At 71.5% G+C, this 16,462-nt stretch carries 11 protein-coding genes and 1 tRNA gene; 4 read left to right on the top strand and 8 right to left on the bottom strand.

Annotated elements, in window-relative coordinates; all coding sequences use genetic code 11:
* Positions 1-45: 45 nt before the first annotated feature.
* The 6 genes from rho to argS all read right to left on the bottom strand — a co-directional run bounded on the left by rho (position 46) and on the right by argS (position 8,481).
* Positions 46-1,980: a transcription termination factor Rho gene (gene rho, locus BLV76_RS14665; RefSeq protein ID WP_090969788.1), complete on the bottom strand. Its 1,935-nt coding sequence runs from the start codon at positions 1,978-1,980 to the stop codon at positions 46-48.
* A 117-nt stretch (positions 1,981-2,097) separates the two neighbouring features.
* Positions 2,098-3,009: a homoserine kinase gene (thrB, locus tag BLV76_RS14660; protein ID WP_090969787.1), complete on the bottom strand. Its 912-nt coding sequence runs from the start codon at positions 3,007-3,009 to the stop codon at positions 2,098-2,100.
* Positions 3,009-4,094, bottom strand: coding sequence for a threonine synthase (thrC, locus tag BLV76_RS14655; RefSeq protein ID WP_090972770.1), 1,086 nt, complete (start codon positions 4,092-4,094; stop codon positions 3,009-3,011). The genes thrB and thrC overlap by 1 nt, the downstream gene beginning before the upstream one ends.
* An 8-nt stretch (positions 4,095-4,102) precedes the next feature.
* Complete coding sequence (locus BLV76_RS14650; RefSeq protein WP_090969786.1) at positions 4,103-5,401, bottom strand: homoserine dehydrogenase; 1,299 nt, start codon at positions 5,399-5,401, stop codon at positions 4,103-4,105.
* Positions 5,401-6,804, bottom strand: coding sequence for a diaminopimelate decarboxylase (gene lysA / locus BLV76_RS14645; protein ID WP_090969785.1), 1,404 nt, complete (start codon positions 6,802-6,804; stop codon positions 5,401-5,403). Before lysA ends, BLV76_RS14650 begins: the two co-directional genes overlap by 1 nt.
* Before the next feature lie 6 nt (positions 6,805-6,810).
* A complete protein-coding gene (gene argS, locus BLV76_RS14640) occupies positions 6,811-8,481 on the bottom strand; it encodes an arginine--tRNA ligase (protein ID WP_090969784.1) in 1,671 nt (556 codons plus the stop codon).
* Positions 8,482-8,576: 95 nt separating this feature from the next.
* Here argS and BLV76_RS14635 point away from each other — a divergent pair, with 95 nt between their 5' ends.
* The 3 genes from BLV76_RS14635 to BLV76_RS14625 all read left to right on the top strand — a co-directional run bounded on the left by BLV76_RS14635 (position 8,577) and on the right by BLV76_RS14625 (position 10,817).
* Entirely contained in the window at positions 8,577-9,074 is a 498-nt protein-coding gene (locus BLV76_RS14635; RefSeq protein ID WP_090969783.1) for a thioesterase family protein, read from the top strand.
* Positions 9,075-9,148: 74 nt separating this feature from the next.
* Positions 9,149-9,221 (top strand) — tRNA-Arg (locus tag BLV76_RS14630).
* A gap of 174 nt (positions 9,222-9,395) precedes the next feature.
* Positions 9,396-10,817 carry a choice-of-anchor P family protein gene (locus BLV76_RS14625; protein WP_090969782.1) on the top strand — a complete coding sequence of 474 codons (1,422 nt, stop codon included), beginning with the start codon at positions 9,396-9,398 and terminating at the stop codon, positions 10,815-10,817.
* A gap of 80 nt (positions 10,818-10,897) precedes the next feature.
* On the opposite strand, the gene BLV76_RS14620 is transcribed toward BLV76_RS14625, so the two are convergent.
* A complete protein-coding gene (locus tag BLV76_RS14620; protein WP_090969781.1) occupies positions 10,898-11,833 on the bottom strand; it encodes an LCP family protein in 936 nt (311 codons plus the stop codon).
* Positions 11,830-12,447, bottom strand: a complete 618-nt coding sequence (locus BLV76_RS14615) for a hypothetical protein (protein ID WP_090969780.1) — start codon at positions 12,445-12,447, stop codon at positions 11,830-11,832. The genes BLV76_RS14620 and BLV76_RS14615 overlap by 4 nt, the downstream gene beginning before the upstream one ends.
* 194 nt (positions 12,448-12,641) lie before the next feature.
* Here BLV76_RS14615 and BLV76_RS14610 point away from each other — a divergent pair, with 194 nt between their 5' ends.
* Positions 12,642-16,457, top strand: a complete 3,816-nt coding sequence (locus BLV76_RS14610) for a multifunctional oxoglutarate decarboxylase/oxoglutarate dehydrogenase thiamine pyrophosphate-binding subunit/dihydrolipoyllysine-residue succinyltransferase subunit (RefSeq protein ID WP_175539688.1) — start codon at positions 12,642-12,644, stop codon at positions 16,455-16,457.
* The last annotated feature ends 5 nt before the right edge of the window (positions 16,458-16,462 follow it).

The following is a 16,462-nucleotide window of genomic DNA, read 5'->3' as shown; positions in this document are numbered from 1 at the left end:
AGTGTGCCACCGGTCTGAACAGCGACGCCAATCCGGGAATTCCCGTCAGCGGCCGATCGCCTTGACCACGGCCTGCTGCGAGTCGGCAGCGGCGAGCTGCTTGCGCAGGTCGCCGACGACCGCGCCCTCGGCGGGCGCGAGCAGCTTCTCCTCGTGGCGGGTGCCCGACGCGGTGACGTCGACGGCCGGGACGATGCCCTTGGCCGCACGGTCGGCGCTGAGCGCGAGCTCGAGGTTCTCAGTGCCCGCGATCTCCTCGAGGAAGAACTCGTCGGTCGCCGAGCCGGTGCCGACCGCGACGGTGGCGAGCACGGTCAGTGAGCCGGCGTCCTCGATCTTGCGCGCGGCGCCGAAGAACTCCTTGGTCGGGTGGACCGCGGAGGCGTCGACGATGCCGGCGAGCACGCGGCCGTTGGCGGGCGCGGCGAGGTTGTAGGCGCGCCCGAGGCGGGTGAGCGAGTCGAGCAGCACGACCACGTCGTGGCCCAGCTCGACGAGCCGCTTCGCCCGCTCGATGGCGAGCTCGGCGACCAGGGTGTGGTCGGCGGGCTGCCGGTCGAACGTGGAGGCGACGACCTCGCCCTTGACCGCGCGCTGGAAGTCGGTGACCTCCTCCGGACGGGCGTCGACGAGCACGACCATGACGTGGCACTCGGGGTTGTTGGTCGTCACCGACCGCGCGATCGACTGGAGCAGCGACGTCGCGCCGGTCCGGGGAGGCGTGAGGATCAGGCCGCGCTGGCCCTTGCCGACAGGCGCGGCGATGTCGATGACCTGGCCGGTGAGGTCGCCCTCGACGGCCAGGCGCAGCCGCTGGTGCGGGTGGACCGGGACGGCGTCGTGGAACTCCGGACGCTCCTTGGCGCCCTCGGCCTCGGTGCCGTTGACGCTGTCGATGCGCACCATCGGGTTGAACTTCTCCCGACGCTCGCCCTCGCGCGGCTGGCGGACCTGGCCGACCACGGCGTCGCCGCGGCGGAGGTGGTACTTGCGCACCATCGACAGCGACAGGTAGACGTCCTCGGTGCCGGGCAGGTAGCCCGACGTCCGGACGAACGCGCAGTTGTCGAGCACGTCGAGGATGCCTGCTGCCGGGACGAGGACGTCGTCCTCGAGGATCGTGGTGTCGGGCTCGCTGCGGCCACCGGTGCGGACGGTCGTCCGGTCGCGGCCGCGACGGCGGCGGTTGCGGCGGCTGCCGCCCTCGCCGTCCTCGTCGTCGTCGAGGTCCTGGTTGTTCTGGGCGTTCTGGTTCTGGGCGTTCTGGTTGTTCTGCTGGGCACGCTGGTCGCCCTGCTTGGGGCCACCCTGCTGGTTCCCCTGCTGGTTCCCCTGCTGGTTCCCCTGCTGGTTCCCCTGCTGGTTCCCCTGCTGGTTGCCCTGCTGGCCCTTGTTCTGGCCCTTGCCCTGCTGGCCGGGCTGGTTCTGGCCCTTGGCCCGGTCCTGCTTCTGGCCGTCCTGCTTGCCGTCCTGCTTCTGGCCGTCATGCTTGCCGTCCTGCTTCTGGCCGTCCTGCGGGTCCGGGGACTGCTCGGGCTGGGCGCCGGCCTGGGGGTCCGCCTGCTTCTGCTCGGCCTGGTCGGCCTGGCGCTGCTTGCGGGTCCGGGTGCGGACGGTCGTCTGCGGGGCCGGCTGGTCGGAGGCGTCGTCGGACGGGGCCGCGTCGGACCGGGCGTCGGACGGGGCCGCGTCGGACCCGGCGTCGGAGGCGGTCCGTCCGGCGGGTGCCGTGCGGGGCGCCTCGGGCGCCTCGGGCGCCTCGGTGCGGGGGGCGTCGGCGGCGGGCGCCGGGCTGATCGGGGTGCCGGCGGCCTTGATGGCGTCGACGAGCTGGGCCTTCTTCATGGAGCCGGCACCGGCGATGCCGAGGCCCGCGGCCATCGACTTGAGGTCGGCCAGCAGCATCGAGCTGAGGCCGGACGGCTTGCTGGAGGACTTCGAAGCGGTCTTCTTGGCAGGCTTCGAGGGAGTCTCGGTCACGTGGATCCTTCGCACGTTGCGTCGCCTGCAGCCGGTCGAGCGGCCCGCGAGGCGGATGGTCGTGCCCGTGCTCGCGACGGATCGTCGGGACGGGCGGGTGCGCCGAACGGCGCGCCGTCAGGTTAGCAGCACGGCCCCGTCGGGCTCGATCGCGAGGTCGTGACACGCCCAGCCGTCCGGGCAGCTCGCGGTCAGCGCCGACGTGTCGGTCGCACCGAACGCCAGGACCGTCGGCCCGGCACCCGACACCACGGCGGGTACGCCGTCCGCGCGCAGGCGGCGGACGAGGGCCAGCGTCTCGGGCATGGCCGGCTCGCGCTGGTCCTGGTGGAGCCAGTCGCGGGTGGCGGCGAGCAGGTGCTCGGGCTGCCCGGTGAGCGCGGCGACCAGGAGCGCGGCGCGACCGGAGTTGGCCGCGGCGTCGGCGTGCGGCACCACGTCCGGAAGGAGCCCGCGGGCCACCTTGGTCTCCACGCCCGTCGGCGGGACGAAGGCGACCGCGGTGATCCGCGGGTCGACGCCCGCACGCACGGCGTACCACCGGTCGTCCTCGCGGCCGCTGATCACGAACCCGCCGTAGAACGCCGGGGCGACGTTGTCGGGGTGGCCCTCGAGGTCGGCGGCGAGGTCGAAGAGCGCCTCGTCGGAGGCGAGCAGCTGGCCGCCGGCGACGAGCGCCCGGGCCAGCACCACCCCCGCCACGATCGCGGCCGACGACGAGCCGAGGCCCCGGGCGTGCGGGATGACGTTGCGGCACGACACGCGCAGTCCCGGGGGCTGCTCCCCCATCAGCGCGAAGGCGGCGCGCATCGAGCGGACGACGAGGTGGGACTCGTCGCGGGGCACGCCGGTCCCGTCGGAGCCCGCGCCCGCGCCCTCGACCTCGACGACCAGGCCCTCCGGGAGGACCTCGGCCTCGAGCTCGTCGCGCAGCGAGAGGGCGAGGCCCAGCGAGTCGAAGCCCGGGCCGAGGTTGGCCGAGGTCGCCGGGACGGTGACCTGCACCGGCCCGTCGACGAACGGTGGCATCAGGCGAGACCGGCGGCCGCCGCGGCGGCCTCGACGTCGGCGTCCACCACGGTGTCCACGATGTCGCCGAACGACTCCAGCGCGGTGGCGGTGTCCTTCAGGCCGTGGCCGGTCACGGTGATGACCACCGTCTTCCCGGCATAGCTCTCGCCCGCGGCCAGCTCGGCGAGCAGCCCGGCGACGCCGGCCGCCGAGGCCGGCTCCACGAAGACGCCGTCACGGCGGGCGAGCTCGACCTGGGCGGACAGGATCTGGGCGTCCGACACGGCGGCGAAGCGACCCTCGGACTCCTTGGCCGCCATCTCCGCGAGGTGCCACGAGGCGGGGTTGCCGACGCGGATCGCGGTGGCCTTGGTCTCGGGGTCGGGGAACGGCTCGCCGGTCACCAGCGGCGCCGCGCCCTCGGCCTGGAAGCCGCGCATGACGGGCTTCTTCGTGGCGCGGCCGAGCTCGGCGTACTGCTGGTAGCCGAGCCAGTAGGCCGCGATGTTGCCGGCGTTGCCGACGGGCAGCAGGTGGTGGTCGGGCGCGTCGCCCAGGAAGTCGACGACCTCGAACGACGCGGTCTTCTGGCCCTGGAGCCGGACCGGGTTGACCGAGTTGACCAGCGCCACGGGGTAGTCGCGCGCGAGGCCCCGCGCCAGGTCGAGGCAGTGGTCGAAGTTGCCGCGCACCATGATGATCTGCGCGCCGTGCACGACGGCCTGCGCCATCTTGCCGGCGGCGATCTTGCCCTCGGGGATGAGCACGAGCGGCTTCAGCCCGGCCTTGGCGGCGTACGCGGCCATCGACGCCGAGGTGTTGCCGGTGGACGCGCAGACGACGGCCTGCGCGCCCTCGTGCTTCGCGACGGAGATGGCGGCGGTCATGCCGCGGTCCTTGAAGGAGCCGGTCGGGTTGTTGGCCTCGACCTTGAGCCACACCTGGCCGCCCGTGACGCCGGTCAGCCAGTCGGAGTGCACCAGCGGGGTGCCGCCCTCGCGGAGGGTGACGGCCTCGAGGCCCTCGGGGATCTCGAGGAGGTCGCGGTACTCCTCGATCACGCCGCGCCACTGGCCGTTGGTCGTGCTGGTCGTGGTGCTCATGCCGGTGCTCACTCGTCCCCTCCCTCGACGCGCATCACCGAGGTGACCTCGCGGACGATGTCCATGTCACGGAGCTGCTGCACGGTCGCGCTGAGCGCGGCGTCGGGCGCGGCGTGCGAGACGACGACGAGCTGCGCGTCGGCCCCGCGGCCCTCCTGCCGGACGGTCTGGATCGACACGTCGTGGTCGGCGAACGCGTTCGCCACCGCAGCGAGCACGCCCGCGCGGTCGTCGACGTCGATGGCGACGTGGTAGCGGGTGCGGGTCTCGCCCATCGGCTGCACCGCGCGATCGGCGTACGCCGACTCCCCCGCGCCGCGGGTGCCCGCGAGGCGGTTGCGGGCCACCGTGACCAGGTCGCCGAGCACGGCGCTGGCCGTCGGCGCGCCACCGGCCCCGGGTCCGTAGAACATCAGCTGGCCGGCCGCCTCGGACTCGACGAAGACCGCGTTGTAGGCCTCGCGGACGCTGGCGAGCGGGTGCGAGCGCGGGATCATCGCCGGGTGGACGCGGGCGGCGACCTGGTCGCCGCGCAGCTCGCAGATCGCGAGCAGCTTGACGACCGCGCCCATGTCACGCGCGCTGGCGACGTCGGCGGCGGTGACCTCGGAGATGCCCTCGCGGTAGACGTCGGAGGCGGTGACGCGCGAGTGGAAGGCGAGGCTCGCCAGGATCGCGGCCTTGGCGGCGGCGTCGAAGCCCTCGACGTCGGCGGTCGGGTCGGCCTCGGCGTAGCCGAGCTGCTGGGCCTCCTCGAGAGCCTCGGAGAAGCCGGCCCCTGAGGTGTCCATCTTGTCGAGGATGAAGTTGGTGGTGCCGTTGACGATGCCGAGGACGCGGGTGACCTTGTCACCGGCGAGCGACTCGCGCAGGGGGCGCAGGATCGGGATGGCGCCCGCGACCGCGGCCTCGTAGTAGAGGTCGCGCTCGGCCTTGGCGGCGGCCTCGAAGAGCGTCGGGCCGTCCTCGGCCAGCAGCGCCTTGTTGGCGGTGACGACGCTGGCGCCGTTCTCCAGCGCGGCGAGGATCAGCGAGCGGGCCGGCTCGATCCCGCCGATCACCTCGACGACCAGGTCGACGTCGTCGCGGGACACGAGCCCCGTCGCGTCGGTGGTGAGCAGGCCCTCGGGCACCTCGACCTCGCGGGGCGCGTCGAGGCGGCGCACGGCGACGCCCACCAGCTCGACGCGAGCACCCACCCGGGCCGTCAGGTCGTCGGCCTGCTCGGTCAGCAGCCGCACCACCTGCGAGCCCACGGCACCGCAGCCGAGCACCGCCACCTTGAGCGACTTCGCACCCTCACTCATCAAGAAACACCCACATCGGTCGCCAACAGGTCGGCGACAGTCTCTCGTCGCAGCACGGTGAAAGTCTTCCCGTCCCGAACTCCGATCACCGGAGGACGCAGCGCGTGGTTGTAGTTGGACGCCATGGATCTGCAGTAGGCGCCCGTGCCGGGGACCGCGACGAGGTCACCGGGAGCCACGTCGCCGGGCAGGAACTCGTCCTTGACGACGATGTCCCCGGCCTCGCAGTGCTTGCCCACCACGCGCGCCAGCGTCGGCGTCGCGTCGGAGGCGCGCGAGGCGATCGTGGCGGAGTAGTCGGCGTCGTAGAGGGCGGTCCGGATGTTGTCGCTCATCCCGCCGTCGACCGAGACGTAGGACCGGCGGGCGCCACCGTCGAGGGCGACCTCCTTGACGGTGCCGACCTCGTAGACGGTGCACACCGACGGGCCGACGATCGCGCGGCCCGGCTCGATGGAGAGCCGCGGCTCCGCGATCCCCAGCGCCCGGCACTCGTGCTCGACGATCTTGGTCATCTCGGTGGCCAGCTGGGAGGGGTCCGAGGGGTCGTCCTGCGTCGTGTAGGCGATGCCGAAGCCGCCGCCGAGGTCCATCTCGGGCATCTCGACACCGATCTCCTCGCTCACCTGCGCGTGCAGCGCGAGCACCCGCCGGGCCGCCACCTCGAAGCCCGCGGTGTCGAAGATCTGGCTGCCGATGTGGGAGTGCAGCCCGAGCAGCCGGAGGCCGGGGGCGGCGTGGACGCGGCGTACGGCCTCGAGGGCGTCGCCGCTCGCGATCGAGAACCCGAACTTCTGGTCCTCGTGCGCGGTGGCGATGTACTCGTGCGTGTGCGCCTCGACGCCGGCGGTCACGCGGATCATCACCCCGGTCGTGCGACCGAGCTCGGTCGTGATCGCGGCCAGCCGCTCGATCTCGTGGAAGGAGTCCACGATGATCCGGCCGACCCCGAGCTCGACGGCCCGCTCGAGCTCGCCGAGGGTCTTGTTGTTGCCGTGGAAGCCGACCTTCGCCATCGGGAAGCCGGCGCGCTCGGCGACGGTGAGCTCGCCGCCCGAGCACACGTCGAGGCTGAGGCCGTCCTCGGCCAGCCAGCGCGCCACCGTCGTGCAGAGGAACGCCTTGCCGGCGTAGAAGACGTCGTAGTCGGCGAACGCGTCGCGGAAGGCGACCGCCCGCGCGCGGAAGTCGGCCTCGTCGAGGACGTACGCCGGTGAGCCGTGCTCGCGCACCAGCTCGGGCAGCGGCACTCCCCCGACGGTCAGGACGCCGTCCGCCTTGACCGCGGTCTGCGACCAGAGGTGGTCGACGAGGGCGTTCGGGTCGGCCGGCTCACGCAGCCAGTGGGGTCCGCGCAGGGCACCGTCGGCGTGCGCCCAGCCGGACGGGTGGGCGGTCGGCACTGCCGATCACATCCTCTCGGGCGCGGAGACGCCGAGCAGGCCGAGGCCGTTGGCCAGGACCGTCTGCGTGGCGTGCACGAGCACGAGGCGCGCGAGGTTGGCCGGGGCGACGGGCTCGTCGCCCTGCGGCAGCATCCGGCACTCCTTGGTGTCGTACCACTTGTTGAAGACCGACGCGGTGTCCTCGAGGTAGCGCGCGATGCGGTGCGGCTCGCGCAGGTCGGCCGCACTGGCCACCACCCGCGGGAACTCGGCCAGCGCGCGCAGCAGCTCGCCGTCGCGCTCGTGGGCGAGCAGCGACGGGTCGAAGTCGTCGCCGGGCAGCCGCATGCCGAGCTCGTGGGCGTTCTCGGCCATCCGGCAGGTGCGCGCGTGGGCGTACTGCACGTAGTAGACCGGGTTGTCGTTGGACTGCTTGGCCCACAGCTCGAGGTCGATGTCGATCGTGGTGTCGTTGGTGTAGCGCGCCAGGACGTAGCGCGAGGCGTCCACGCCGATCGCCTCGACGAGGTCGTTCATCGAGATGACCGTGCCGTTGCGCTTGGACATCCGCACCGGCTGGCCGTCCTGGAGCAGGTTGACCATCTGCCCGATGAGGATCTCGAGGTTCTTGCGCGGCGTGTCACCGAAGGCGGCGCACATCGCCATCATCCGGCCGACATAGCCGTGGTGGTCGGCGCCGAGCAGGATGAAGCAGCGGTCGAAGCCGCGCTCGCGCTTGTCGAGGTAGTAGCCGAGGTCGCCGGAGATGTAGGCGGGCGTGCCGTTGGACCGCACGATCACGCGGTCCTTGTCGTCGCCGTACTTCTCGGTGCGCAGCCAGAGCGCGCCGTCCTCGGTGTAGGTGTTGCCCATCTCGGTGAGGCGCTCGATGGCGCGCTCGACCGCGCCGGAGTCGTGCAGCGACTTCTCGTGGAAGTAGACGTCGAAGTCGACGCCGAAGTCGTGCAGGTCGGACTTGATCTCGTCGAACATGAGGTTGACGCCGACCTCGCGGAAGACCTCCTGCGCCTCGTCGTCGGGCAGGTCGGTGACATCGGGGCGCTTGGCGATGACCTGGTCGGCGATCTCCCGGATGTAGTCGCCGCCGTAACCGTCCTCGGGGACCTCGCGACCGCGAGCCGACGCCAGGAGCGAGCCGGAGAACCGGTCGATCTGGGCGCCGTGGTCGTTGAAGTAGTACTCCCGGGTGACCTCGGCGCCGGAGAACTGGAGCACCCGGACAAGCGCGTCGCCGACCGCGGCCCAGCGGGTGCCGCCGAGGTGCAGCGGGCCGGTGGGGTTGGCCGAGACGAACTCGACGTTGATCTTCTCGCCGGCGAGCGTGGTCGCGGAGCCGTAGGACGTCCCGGCCGCGACGATGTCGGCGGCGACCTGGCCCTGGGCGCCTGCCTCGACCGTCACGTTGAGGAAGCCGGGACCGGCGACCTCGACCTCGCTGATGCCCTCGGACGCGCGGAGCCGGTCGGCGACGAGCTCGGCGAACGCCCGCGGGTTGGTGCCGGCACGCTTCGCGAGCTGCATCGCGACGTTGGTGGCGTAGTCGCCGTGGCCCTTCTGCCGCGGTCGCTCCACCGTGACCTGGGTCGGCACGCCGTCAGGAAGCGTGATCGCGCCGTCGGCCACGAGGGCTCCCAGCACGTCGACGATGGTCTCGGAGAGCTGATCGGGATTCACCGGGCAAGCCTATCGGCGGCGCCTGCCACCGACCGAACCGGTTTCACGCCGTGGCCCTCGCCGCCGACGGCCCGCGCTGCCCTAGGGTTCGGCCTGTGACGACGCACCCCACCTACGACCAGCTGATCGCCCTCCCGGCCTACGTCGAGCAGCCCGTGCCGATGCCGTTCGAGGACATCAACGGCCACCTCAACGTCCGCCACTACGTCGGGATCGCCAGCGAGGGCCTCGACGAGTCGCTCGTCGAGGTCGGCATCCCGCAGATGTGGCCGCTGACCCACCAGCAGGCGTGCTTCACCGCCGAGCACCACGTCACCTACCTCAACGAGCTCCAGACCGGCGACCAGATGTCGGCCCGCGTCCGTCTGCTCGGCCGCTCCGAGCGCGCCGCGCACGCGCTGGTCTACCTCCTCGACGAGACCGAGAAGGCCGTGTCCTGCGTGGTCGAGGAGATCTTCCTCCACATCGACCTCGAGACCCGGCGCACGGCACCCTGGCCGGCCGACGTCGCCGAGAAGATGGATGCCCGCATCGCCGAGCACGCAGCACTCCCCTTCCCCGCCGACACGTCCGGCTCCCTGGCCCTGCGCTGAGGCGGTTTCACGACCGCGCCGCCCGACCGGTAGTCTTCACCGCGCACTGGACCGGGTCTCCCGGGACGGCGCTGGCCTCCGTAGCTCAGGGGATAGAGCACTGGTTTCCGGTACCAGGTGCCGCAGGTTCGAATCCTGCCGGAGGCGCTCCACGAACACCCCGATGGACCTCGACCCGCACGGGTCGGGGTCCATCGCCCATTTCGGGCGGACCCGGGGCGTGACCCTGTGGCGGTCGTCTCGTTGGGCCAGCGAGGGAGTTACCCGCCGGTCACCTGACGGTCCGGGCCAGCACGTCTCCCCGTACCTCGGGAGGGAACGATGAACAGCACGACCAGGCGCCGGCTCGGCGGCGCCCTCGCGATCGGCCTCAGCGCAGGGATCGCGCTCACCGGCGGCTCGGGTGCCGCCGTCCAGGCGGCGACCTCGGAGCGCGCCGGAGCGCACCACGCGAAGGCCGCGCAGCTCAGCGACTTCGGCTTCCGCGGCGACGTCTACGGCGTCAAGCTCGCGACCGACAGCGTCGAGGCCCTCAACCTCAAGGACGCGCACGCCCAGCAGCTCTGCACGCGCGCCGTGGGCCAGGTGGTGGAGAGGACGAGCGTCGCCTCGGTGCCCGACAACCCGCTGATCCAGGTCTCGGCGAGCACGAGCCGCACCGAGACCTACGCCAGCGGCGACCAGCACGGGGTCCGCGGCACCAACACCATCGGCGACATCACCATCGGCGGCACCGTCGGCCCGCTCACCACGCCGAAGCTCGTGATCAAGGGCCTGCAGACCACGGCCGACGCGTTCAACACGCCTCAGGGCTACGGCCACGCGGAGAGCTTCACCTTCGCGAGCATCTCGCTCGAGCTGCTCGACAACACGCTCGTGGAGAACCTGCCGCCGGAGCTCCAGCAGCTGCTCGCTCCCCTGGACCAGGTCACCGACACCGTGTTCACCGGCACCCAGCAGGCGGCCCAGCAGGTCTTCCAGGTGCTGAGCGACGTCACCAAGCCGATCGAGATCCCGGGCCTCGGCAGCATCTCCCTGGGCTACGAGAACGGCCGCGCCAACTCGCACAACGCCCAGTCGCAGGCCTCGGCGCTGCGCATCGACGTGACCGCCGGCGACCGGCGCCAGCTCGTCGAGCTCGGTACGGCGCGGGTGCGGATGGGCGGTCCCGCGCCGGTCGGCGTCTTCCGCTCCGGCGGGACGGCCATGGACTACCAGGCGCTGCAGGGCGCCCTGCGCTTCGGCAACGTCCAGCACAAGGCGCTCCCCTGCCAGGGCTCCCGCGGCCGGACCCAGACCTACAGGGTCGCGGCCGCCAGCCAGCTCGTGCCCGTCCCCGTGCTGCTCGACGGAGTGACCTACCAGGTCAACGGCGACCAGATGAAGGCGAAGAAGGTGGCCAAGGGGTGGTCGCGCACGGCCATCTCGTCGGTCTCGATCCCGAGCGCACAGCTCGTCATCTCCGACGTCAGCTCCCGCGCCGCGATGCGCCAGAGGACCGGCCAGCGGGTCACCTCGAAGATCTCCACCGCGATCGGCTCGATCACCGTCGGCGGCCAGGCCGTCCCCGTCCCGGCGCCGGGCGAGGTGGTCGAGCTGCCCAACGGCATCGGCGAGATCCAGCGGCAGCTGGTCGACACCGGCTACCGCGGCTCGCAGGTCATCGCCCTGCGGATCAAGCTCTACTCCGACGCCGTGGTCATCGACCTGGCCCGGACGGCCGGACGGATCTACCCCCGGTGAGCGTCGCTGGACCTGGACAGCGTCCGTAGAGTCACGAGCAGCGGCGTCGGGTCAGCCATGGGGTGTGACCCGACGCCGCGTCAGCAGTGGCGGAGCGCGGCGTCGCCTCGTGCGTCGCGACCGAGCCTGCGCGCCTGGGCGACGTCGGGGAAGACCACGCTCGCCGCACCGACGTAGCCGACCCGGCCCTGCACCACGCAGGTCGTGATCCTCGACGGGTCCACCTGTGCGACGGCCTGGGCGAGCTCGAACAGCTCGCCGGGCGAGGCGTTGGTGTCCATGTGCTCCATCACGGTCATCACGCCGCGCTCGATGAAGCCGGGCTTCGAGGCCTGCGAGCGGATCCGCGCGTGGATGCCGCGCAGCGTGCGCTGCTGGTTGGCCGAGCGGTCGAAGTCGCCGCCCGCGAGGCCCTTGCGGATCCGGGAGAACGCCATCGCGTTGTAGCCGTTGAGGTGGATGCGCCCCTTCGCGAAGCCCTCCTGCTTGAGGTAGGGGTCGGAGAACCGCCGCGGGTTGGCGACCGTGATGCCGCCGATGTCGTCGACCATGTCCTCGAAGAACGGGAACCGGGTCACCATGACGTAGTCGGGCTCGATGCCGACGAGGCTGCGCATCGCGCCGGCCATGCCGCGGGGTCCGGCGAAGTAGAGGGCCGAGTTGATCTTCTCGCGGCCGTGGCCGGGGATGCTGACCCACGAGTCGCGCGGCACGCCGATCGCGGTCGCCGAGCCCGTGCGGGTGTTGATGCCCACGAGCTGGAGCGCGTCGCCCCGGGAGCGGGTCATCACCTCGCCGGGGCGGGCGTCCGAGCCCACGGCGAGGATCCACACGACGTCCTTGCCGCCGACGGCCACGCCCTGGGCGTGCCGGATCTTCACGAGGGCGACGTCGGTCGGCTGGACCGCCGACTGCGGCACCACGAGCGCGGTGGCGGCCAGCACCCCGGCGAGGACGAGCGCCTTCGCGCCCCGGCGCAGTCGTCGTACGGCAGTGGGCTGCGCGGTGCTGCTCATCGGGTCGATCCCTTCGCGACGTCGTAGCCGAAGACCTGCCACTCCCCGTCCCTCCGGACGAGGAAGAGCCGGCCGCGGACGGTGGTCGTGCCGACCAGCTCACCGTCGGTGTCGAAGGTCAGGACGAACCGCGCGGTCACGGTGCGGGCCTGCCGCTCGGTGGCGAGGATGTCGAGGGCGATCGTGCGACGCCGTGGCGTCACCGAGTCCAACCGCGAGCCCTGCGTCTCGTTGGTGAGCAGCGCCTTGTCGGAGCGCGCGCGCTTCTCCGCGGCCTTCGTGAAGCCGGGGAAGGCCTGCGGGAAGCCGGCGCGCGGATAGCTGCCGCCGAGGTACGACGCCTCCCACCAGGCGTCGACGACCTCGCCGACCTGGGTGCGGACGGCCTTGCGCCGGGCCTCGGGGAGACGGCCGAAGACGCGGTGGATCTTCGTCCTCGTCTCGACAGGATGGGAGGCGAGGGTGGCCTGCGCGTCGTCGCGGCTGAGACGTTCGGGCGCGGCGGACGGGCCCGACCCGGCCTGGCAGGCGGCCAGACCGAACAAGGCGGCGGGAAGGACGAGGAGGGCGAGCGCGAGTCCGGCGCAGCGGCGTGCCCACGAGCTGCTTGGCATGACGTCTCCGGCAGTCAGATCTGGGGGAAAACGGGGGTTGGTCGGAGGGAGGGATCGGGTGTGGCCCACACCATGCCTCAAACGACAGGCCCGCCCCTGCATTTGCGTGCGTGTGCGACTAGCCTTGTGAGCGCCCTGAGACGGGCACAGTTGTCAAACCCTTGCGCGATGATTCTGGAAGAGGCGAAACAAGCGTGGCGCAGTCCCCGAACGGGCAGTCCGGCAACCAGTCCTCGGTTGCACCGTCATCTGACCTGGGAGCCAACGAGTGGCTCGTGGAGGAGATGAAGGAGCAGTACGACAAGGACCCCTCGAGCGTGGGTCCGGAGTGGGTGAAGTACTTCGGCAACGGGAGCGCACCAGCCGCTCCTGCCGCCAGTCCCGCTGCCAGTCCTGCTGCCACTCCTGCTGCCACTCCCGCGAGCAAGGCCGCCGCACCCGCGGCCGCCGCTCCCGCCGCCCCGGCGGCCCCTGCTGCGCCCGCCGCGGCCCCGGCCCCTGCTCCGAAGCCCGCCGCGAAGTCCCCCGCGAAGTCCACGCCCCGCCCGGTCGCCCAGGCCGACGAGCCCGCCAGGGGCACGAGCACCCCGCTCGCCAAGGACGCCAAGCCGGCCGCCCCGAGCCAGGCCAGCGACGAGCCGACCTACACGGTCCTGCGCGGGGCCCCGGCCCGCACCGCGGCCAACATGGACGCCTCGCTGACCGTCCCGACCGCCACGTCCGTGCGCTCGGTCCCCGTCAAGCTGCTGTGGGACAACCGCACCGTCATCAACAACCACCTCGCCCGCGCCCGCGGCGGCAAGGTCTCGTTCACCCACCTCATCGGTTACGCGCTGGTCAAGGCGCTGCGCTCGATGCCGGAGATGAACGTCGGCTTCGAGGTCGTCGACGGCAAGCCCAACCTGATCACGCCGGCGCACATCAACCTCGGCCTCGCGATCGACATGCAGAAGCCCGACGGCACCCGCCAGCTGCTCGTGCCGAGCATCAAGGCCGCCGAGACGATGGACTTCGCCGCCTTCTGGACCGCCTACGAGGAGATGGTCCGCAAGGCCCGCGACGGCAAGCTGACGGTCGCCGACTTCCAGGGCACCACGATCTCCCTGACCAACCCCGGCGGCATCGGGACGGTCCACTCCGTCCCCCGCCTCATGTCGGGCCAGGGCGCGATCATCGGCGTCGGCGCCATGGAGTACCCCCCGGAGTGGCAGGGCGCCTCCGACGAGGCGATCAACCGCAACGCCATCAGCAAGGCGATGACGCTGACGTCGACCTACGACCACCGCGTCATCCAGGGCGCGCAGTCGGGCGAGTTCCTCAAGCGCGTGCACGGCCTGCTGCTGGGTGAGAACGACTTCTACGACGAGATCTTCCGCTCGCTGCGGATCCCCTACGAGCCGATCCGCTGGTCGCGCGACGTGGTGGCATCCCACGACGACGACATCGTCAAGCAGGCCCGGATCCTCGAGCTGATTCACGCCTACCGCGTGCGCGGCCACCTGATGGCCGACACCGACCCCTTGGAATACCGCCAGCGCAGCCACCCCGACCTCGAGGTCGAGTCGCACGGGCTGACCCTGTGGGACCTCGACCGCGAGTTCGCCACCGGCTCGTTCGGCGGCGAGGGCCGGCGCTTCATGAAGCTGCGCAACATCCTCGGCATCCTGCGCGACTCCTACTGCCGCACCACCGGCATCGAGTACATGCACATCATGGATCCCGAGCAGCGCAAGTGGATCCAGGAGCGCGTCGAGCAGCCGCACGTGAAGCCGCCCCGCGAGGAGCAGCTCCGCATCCTGCTCAAGCTCAACCAGGCCGAGGCGTTCGAGACGTTCCTGCAGACGAAGTTCGTCGGCCAGAAGCGCTTCAGCCTCGAGGGCGGCGAGACCACGATCCCGCTCGTCGACGAGATCTGCGAGGCGGCCGCCGAGGCCGGCCTCGACGAGGTCACGATCGGCATGGCCCACCGCGGCCGGCTTAACATGCTGGCCAACATCGTCGGCAAGAAGTACAGCCAGATCTTCCGCGAGTTCGAGGGCAACATCGACCCGCGCACGGTCCAGGGCTCCGGCGACGTGAAGTACCACCTCGGCGCCGAGGGCGAGTTCGTGGCCGGGTCCGGTGACAAGGTCAAGGTCTCCGTCGCGGCGAACCCGTCGCACCTCGAGGCCGTCAACCCGGTCCTGGAGGGCATCGCCCGCGCCAAGCAGGACATCCTCGACCAGGGCGAGAAGTTCCCGGTCCTCCCGCTCCTGGTGCACGGCGATGCCGCGTTCGCCGGCCAGGGAGTGGTGGCCGAGACGCTCAACCTCTCGCAGCTGCGCGGCTACCGCACCGGCGGCACCGTGCACGTGGTGATCAACAACCAGGTCGGCTTCACCACCGCACCCGGCTCGTCGCGCTCCTCCCTCTACGCCACCGACGTGGCGCGGATGGTCCAGGCGCCGATCTTCCACGTCAACGGCGACGACCCCGAGGCGTGCATCCGCGTGGCCCGGCTCGCCTTCGACTACCGCCAGGCGTTCAACAAGGACGTCGTCATCGACCTCGTCTGCTACCGCCGTCGCGGCCACAACGAGGGCGACGACCCGTCCTACACGCAGCCCCTCATGTACGACCTCATCGAGCAGAAGCGCTCGGTGCGCAAGCTCTACACCGAGTCCCTCATCGGCCGTGGCGACATCACGATCGAGGAGGCCGAGCAGGTCCTCAAGGACTACCAGCAGCAGCTCGAGCGCGTCTTCACCGAGGTGCGCGAGGCCAGCTCCGAGGCGCCGACCGAGTGGACGACCGTCCCCGACTACCCCGACAAGCCCGCCGGCGACTTCTCGACCGCGGTCTCGCTCGAGGTGCTCAAGCGGATCGCCGACAGCTACGTCACCCCGCCGGACGGCTTCACCGTCCACCCGAAGGTGATGCCGCAGCTCCAGCGCCGCTCGGCCGCGATCGCGGAGGGTCCCATCGACTGGGGCACCGGCGAGATCCTCGCGTTCGGCTCGCTCCTGATGGAGGGCCGCCCGGTCCGCCTGGCCGGCCAGGACTCGCGACGTGGCACCTTCGTGTCGCGCTTCGCGACGATCATCGACCGGGTCAACGCCGACGAGTGGACCCCGCTGACCAACCTCACCGAGGACCAGGCGAAGTTCCACGTCTACGACTCGCTGCTCTCGGAGTACGCCGCCCTCGGGTTCGAGTACGGCTACTCCGTCGCGCGGCCCGAGGCGCTCGTCCTCTGGGAGGCGCAGTTCGGCGACTTCGTCAACGGCGCGCAGACCGTCATCGACGAGTTCATCTCCGCCGGCGAGACCAAGTGGCGCCAGCAGTCCGGCGTCGTGCTGCTGCTCCCCCACGGCTACGAGGGCCAGGGTCCCGACCACTCGTCGGCCCGGATCGAGCGGTTCCTCACGATGAGCGCCGAGGACGCCATGGTGGTCGCGCAGCCCTCGACCCCCGCGTCGTACTTCCACCTCCTGCGCTCGCATTCGCTCGGCGAGGAGCACCGCCCGCTGATCGTCTTCACGCCGAAGTCGATGCTCAAGCGCAAGGAGGCGGCCTCCCAGCCGTCCGACTTCACCGGCGACACCACGTTCCGTCCGTTCATCGGTGACGACGCGGCCGACCCCTCGCAGGTCGAGACCCTGATCATGTGCTCGGGTCGGGTCACCTGGGACCTGATGGTGGAGCGGGCCAAGCGCGAGGACGCGGCGTCGTTCGCCATCGGGCGGGTCGAGCGGCTCTACCCGAACCCGATCGAGGAGATCAGGGCCGAGATCGCGAAGTACCCGAACCTCAAGGCGATCCGCTGGGTGCAGGACGAGCCGCGCAACATGGGCCCGTGGCCGCACTACCAGCTCAACGTGTGGCCCGAGCTCGACCAGGTGGTCGAGCCGATCACCCGCCCGGCGTCGGCCTCGCCGTCGGTCGGCACGGTCAAGCGCCACACCGCGGAGCAGAAGACGCTCATCGACGCGGCCTTCGAGTCGCCGAGCGGTCGCGGCACGGACTACTGAGGCAC

The organism is Nocardioides exalbidus (assembly GCF_900105585.1).
Taxonomy (GTDB): Bacteria; Actinomycetota; Actinomycetes; order Propionibacteriales; family Nocardioidaceae; genus Nocardioides; species Nocardioides exalbidus.
The sequence above is the reverse complement of the archived record's forward strand: the minus strand, read 5'-3'. Positions and strand labels throughout refer to the sequence as shown.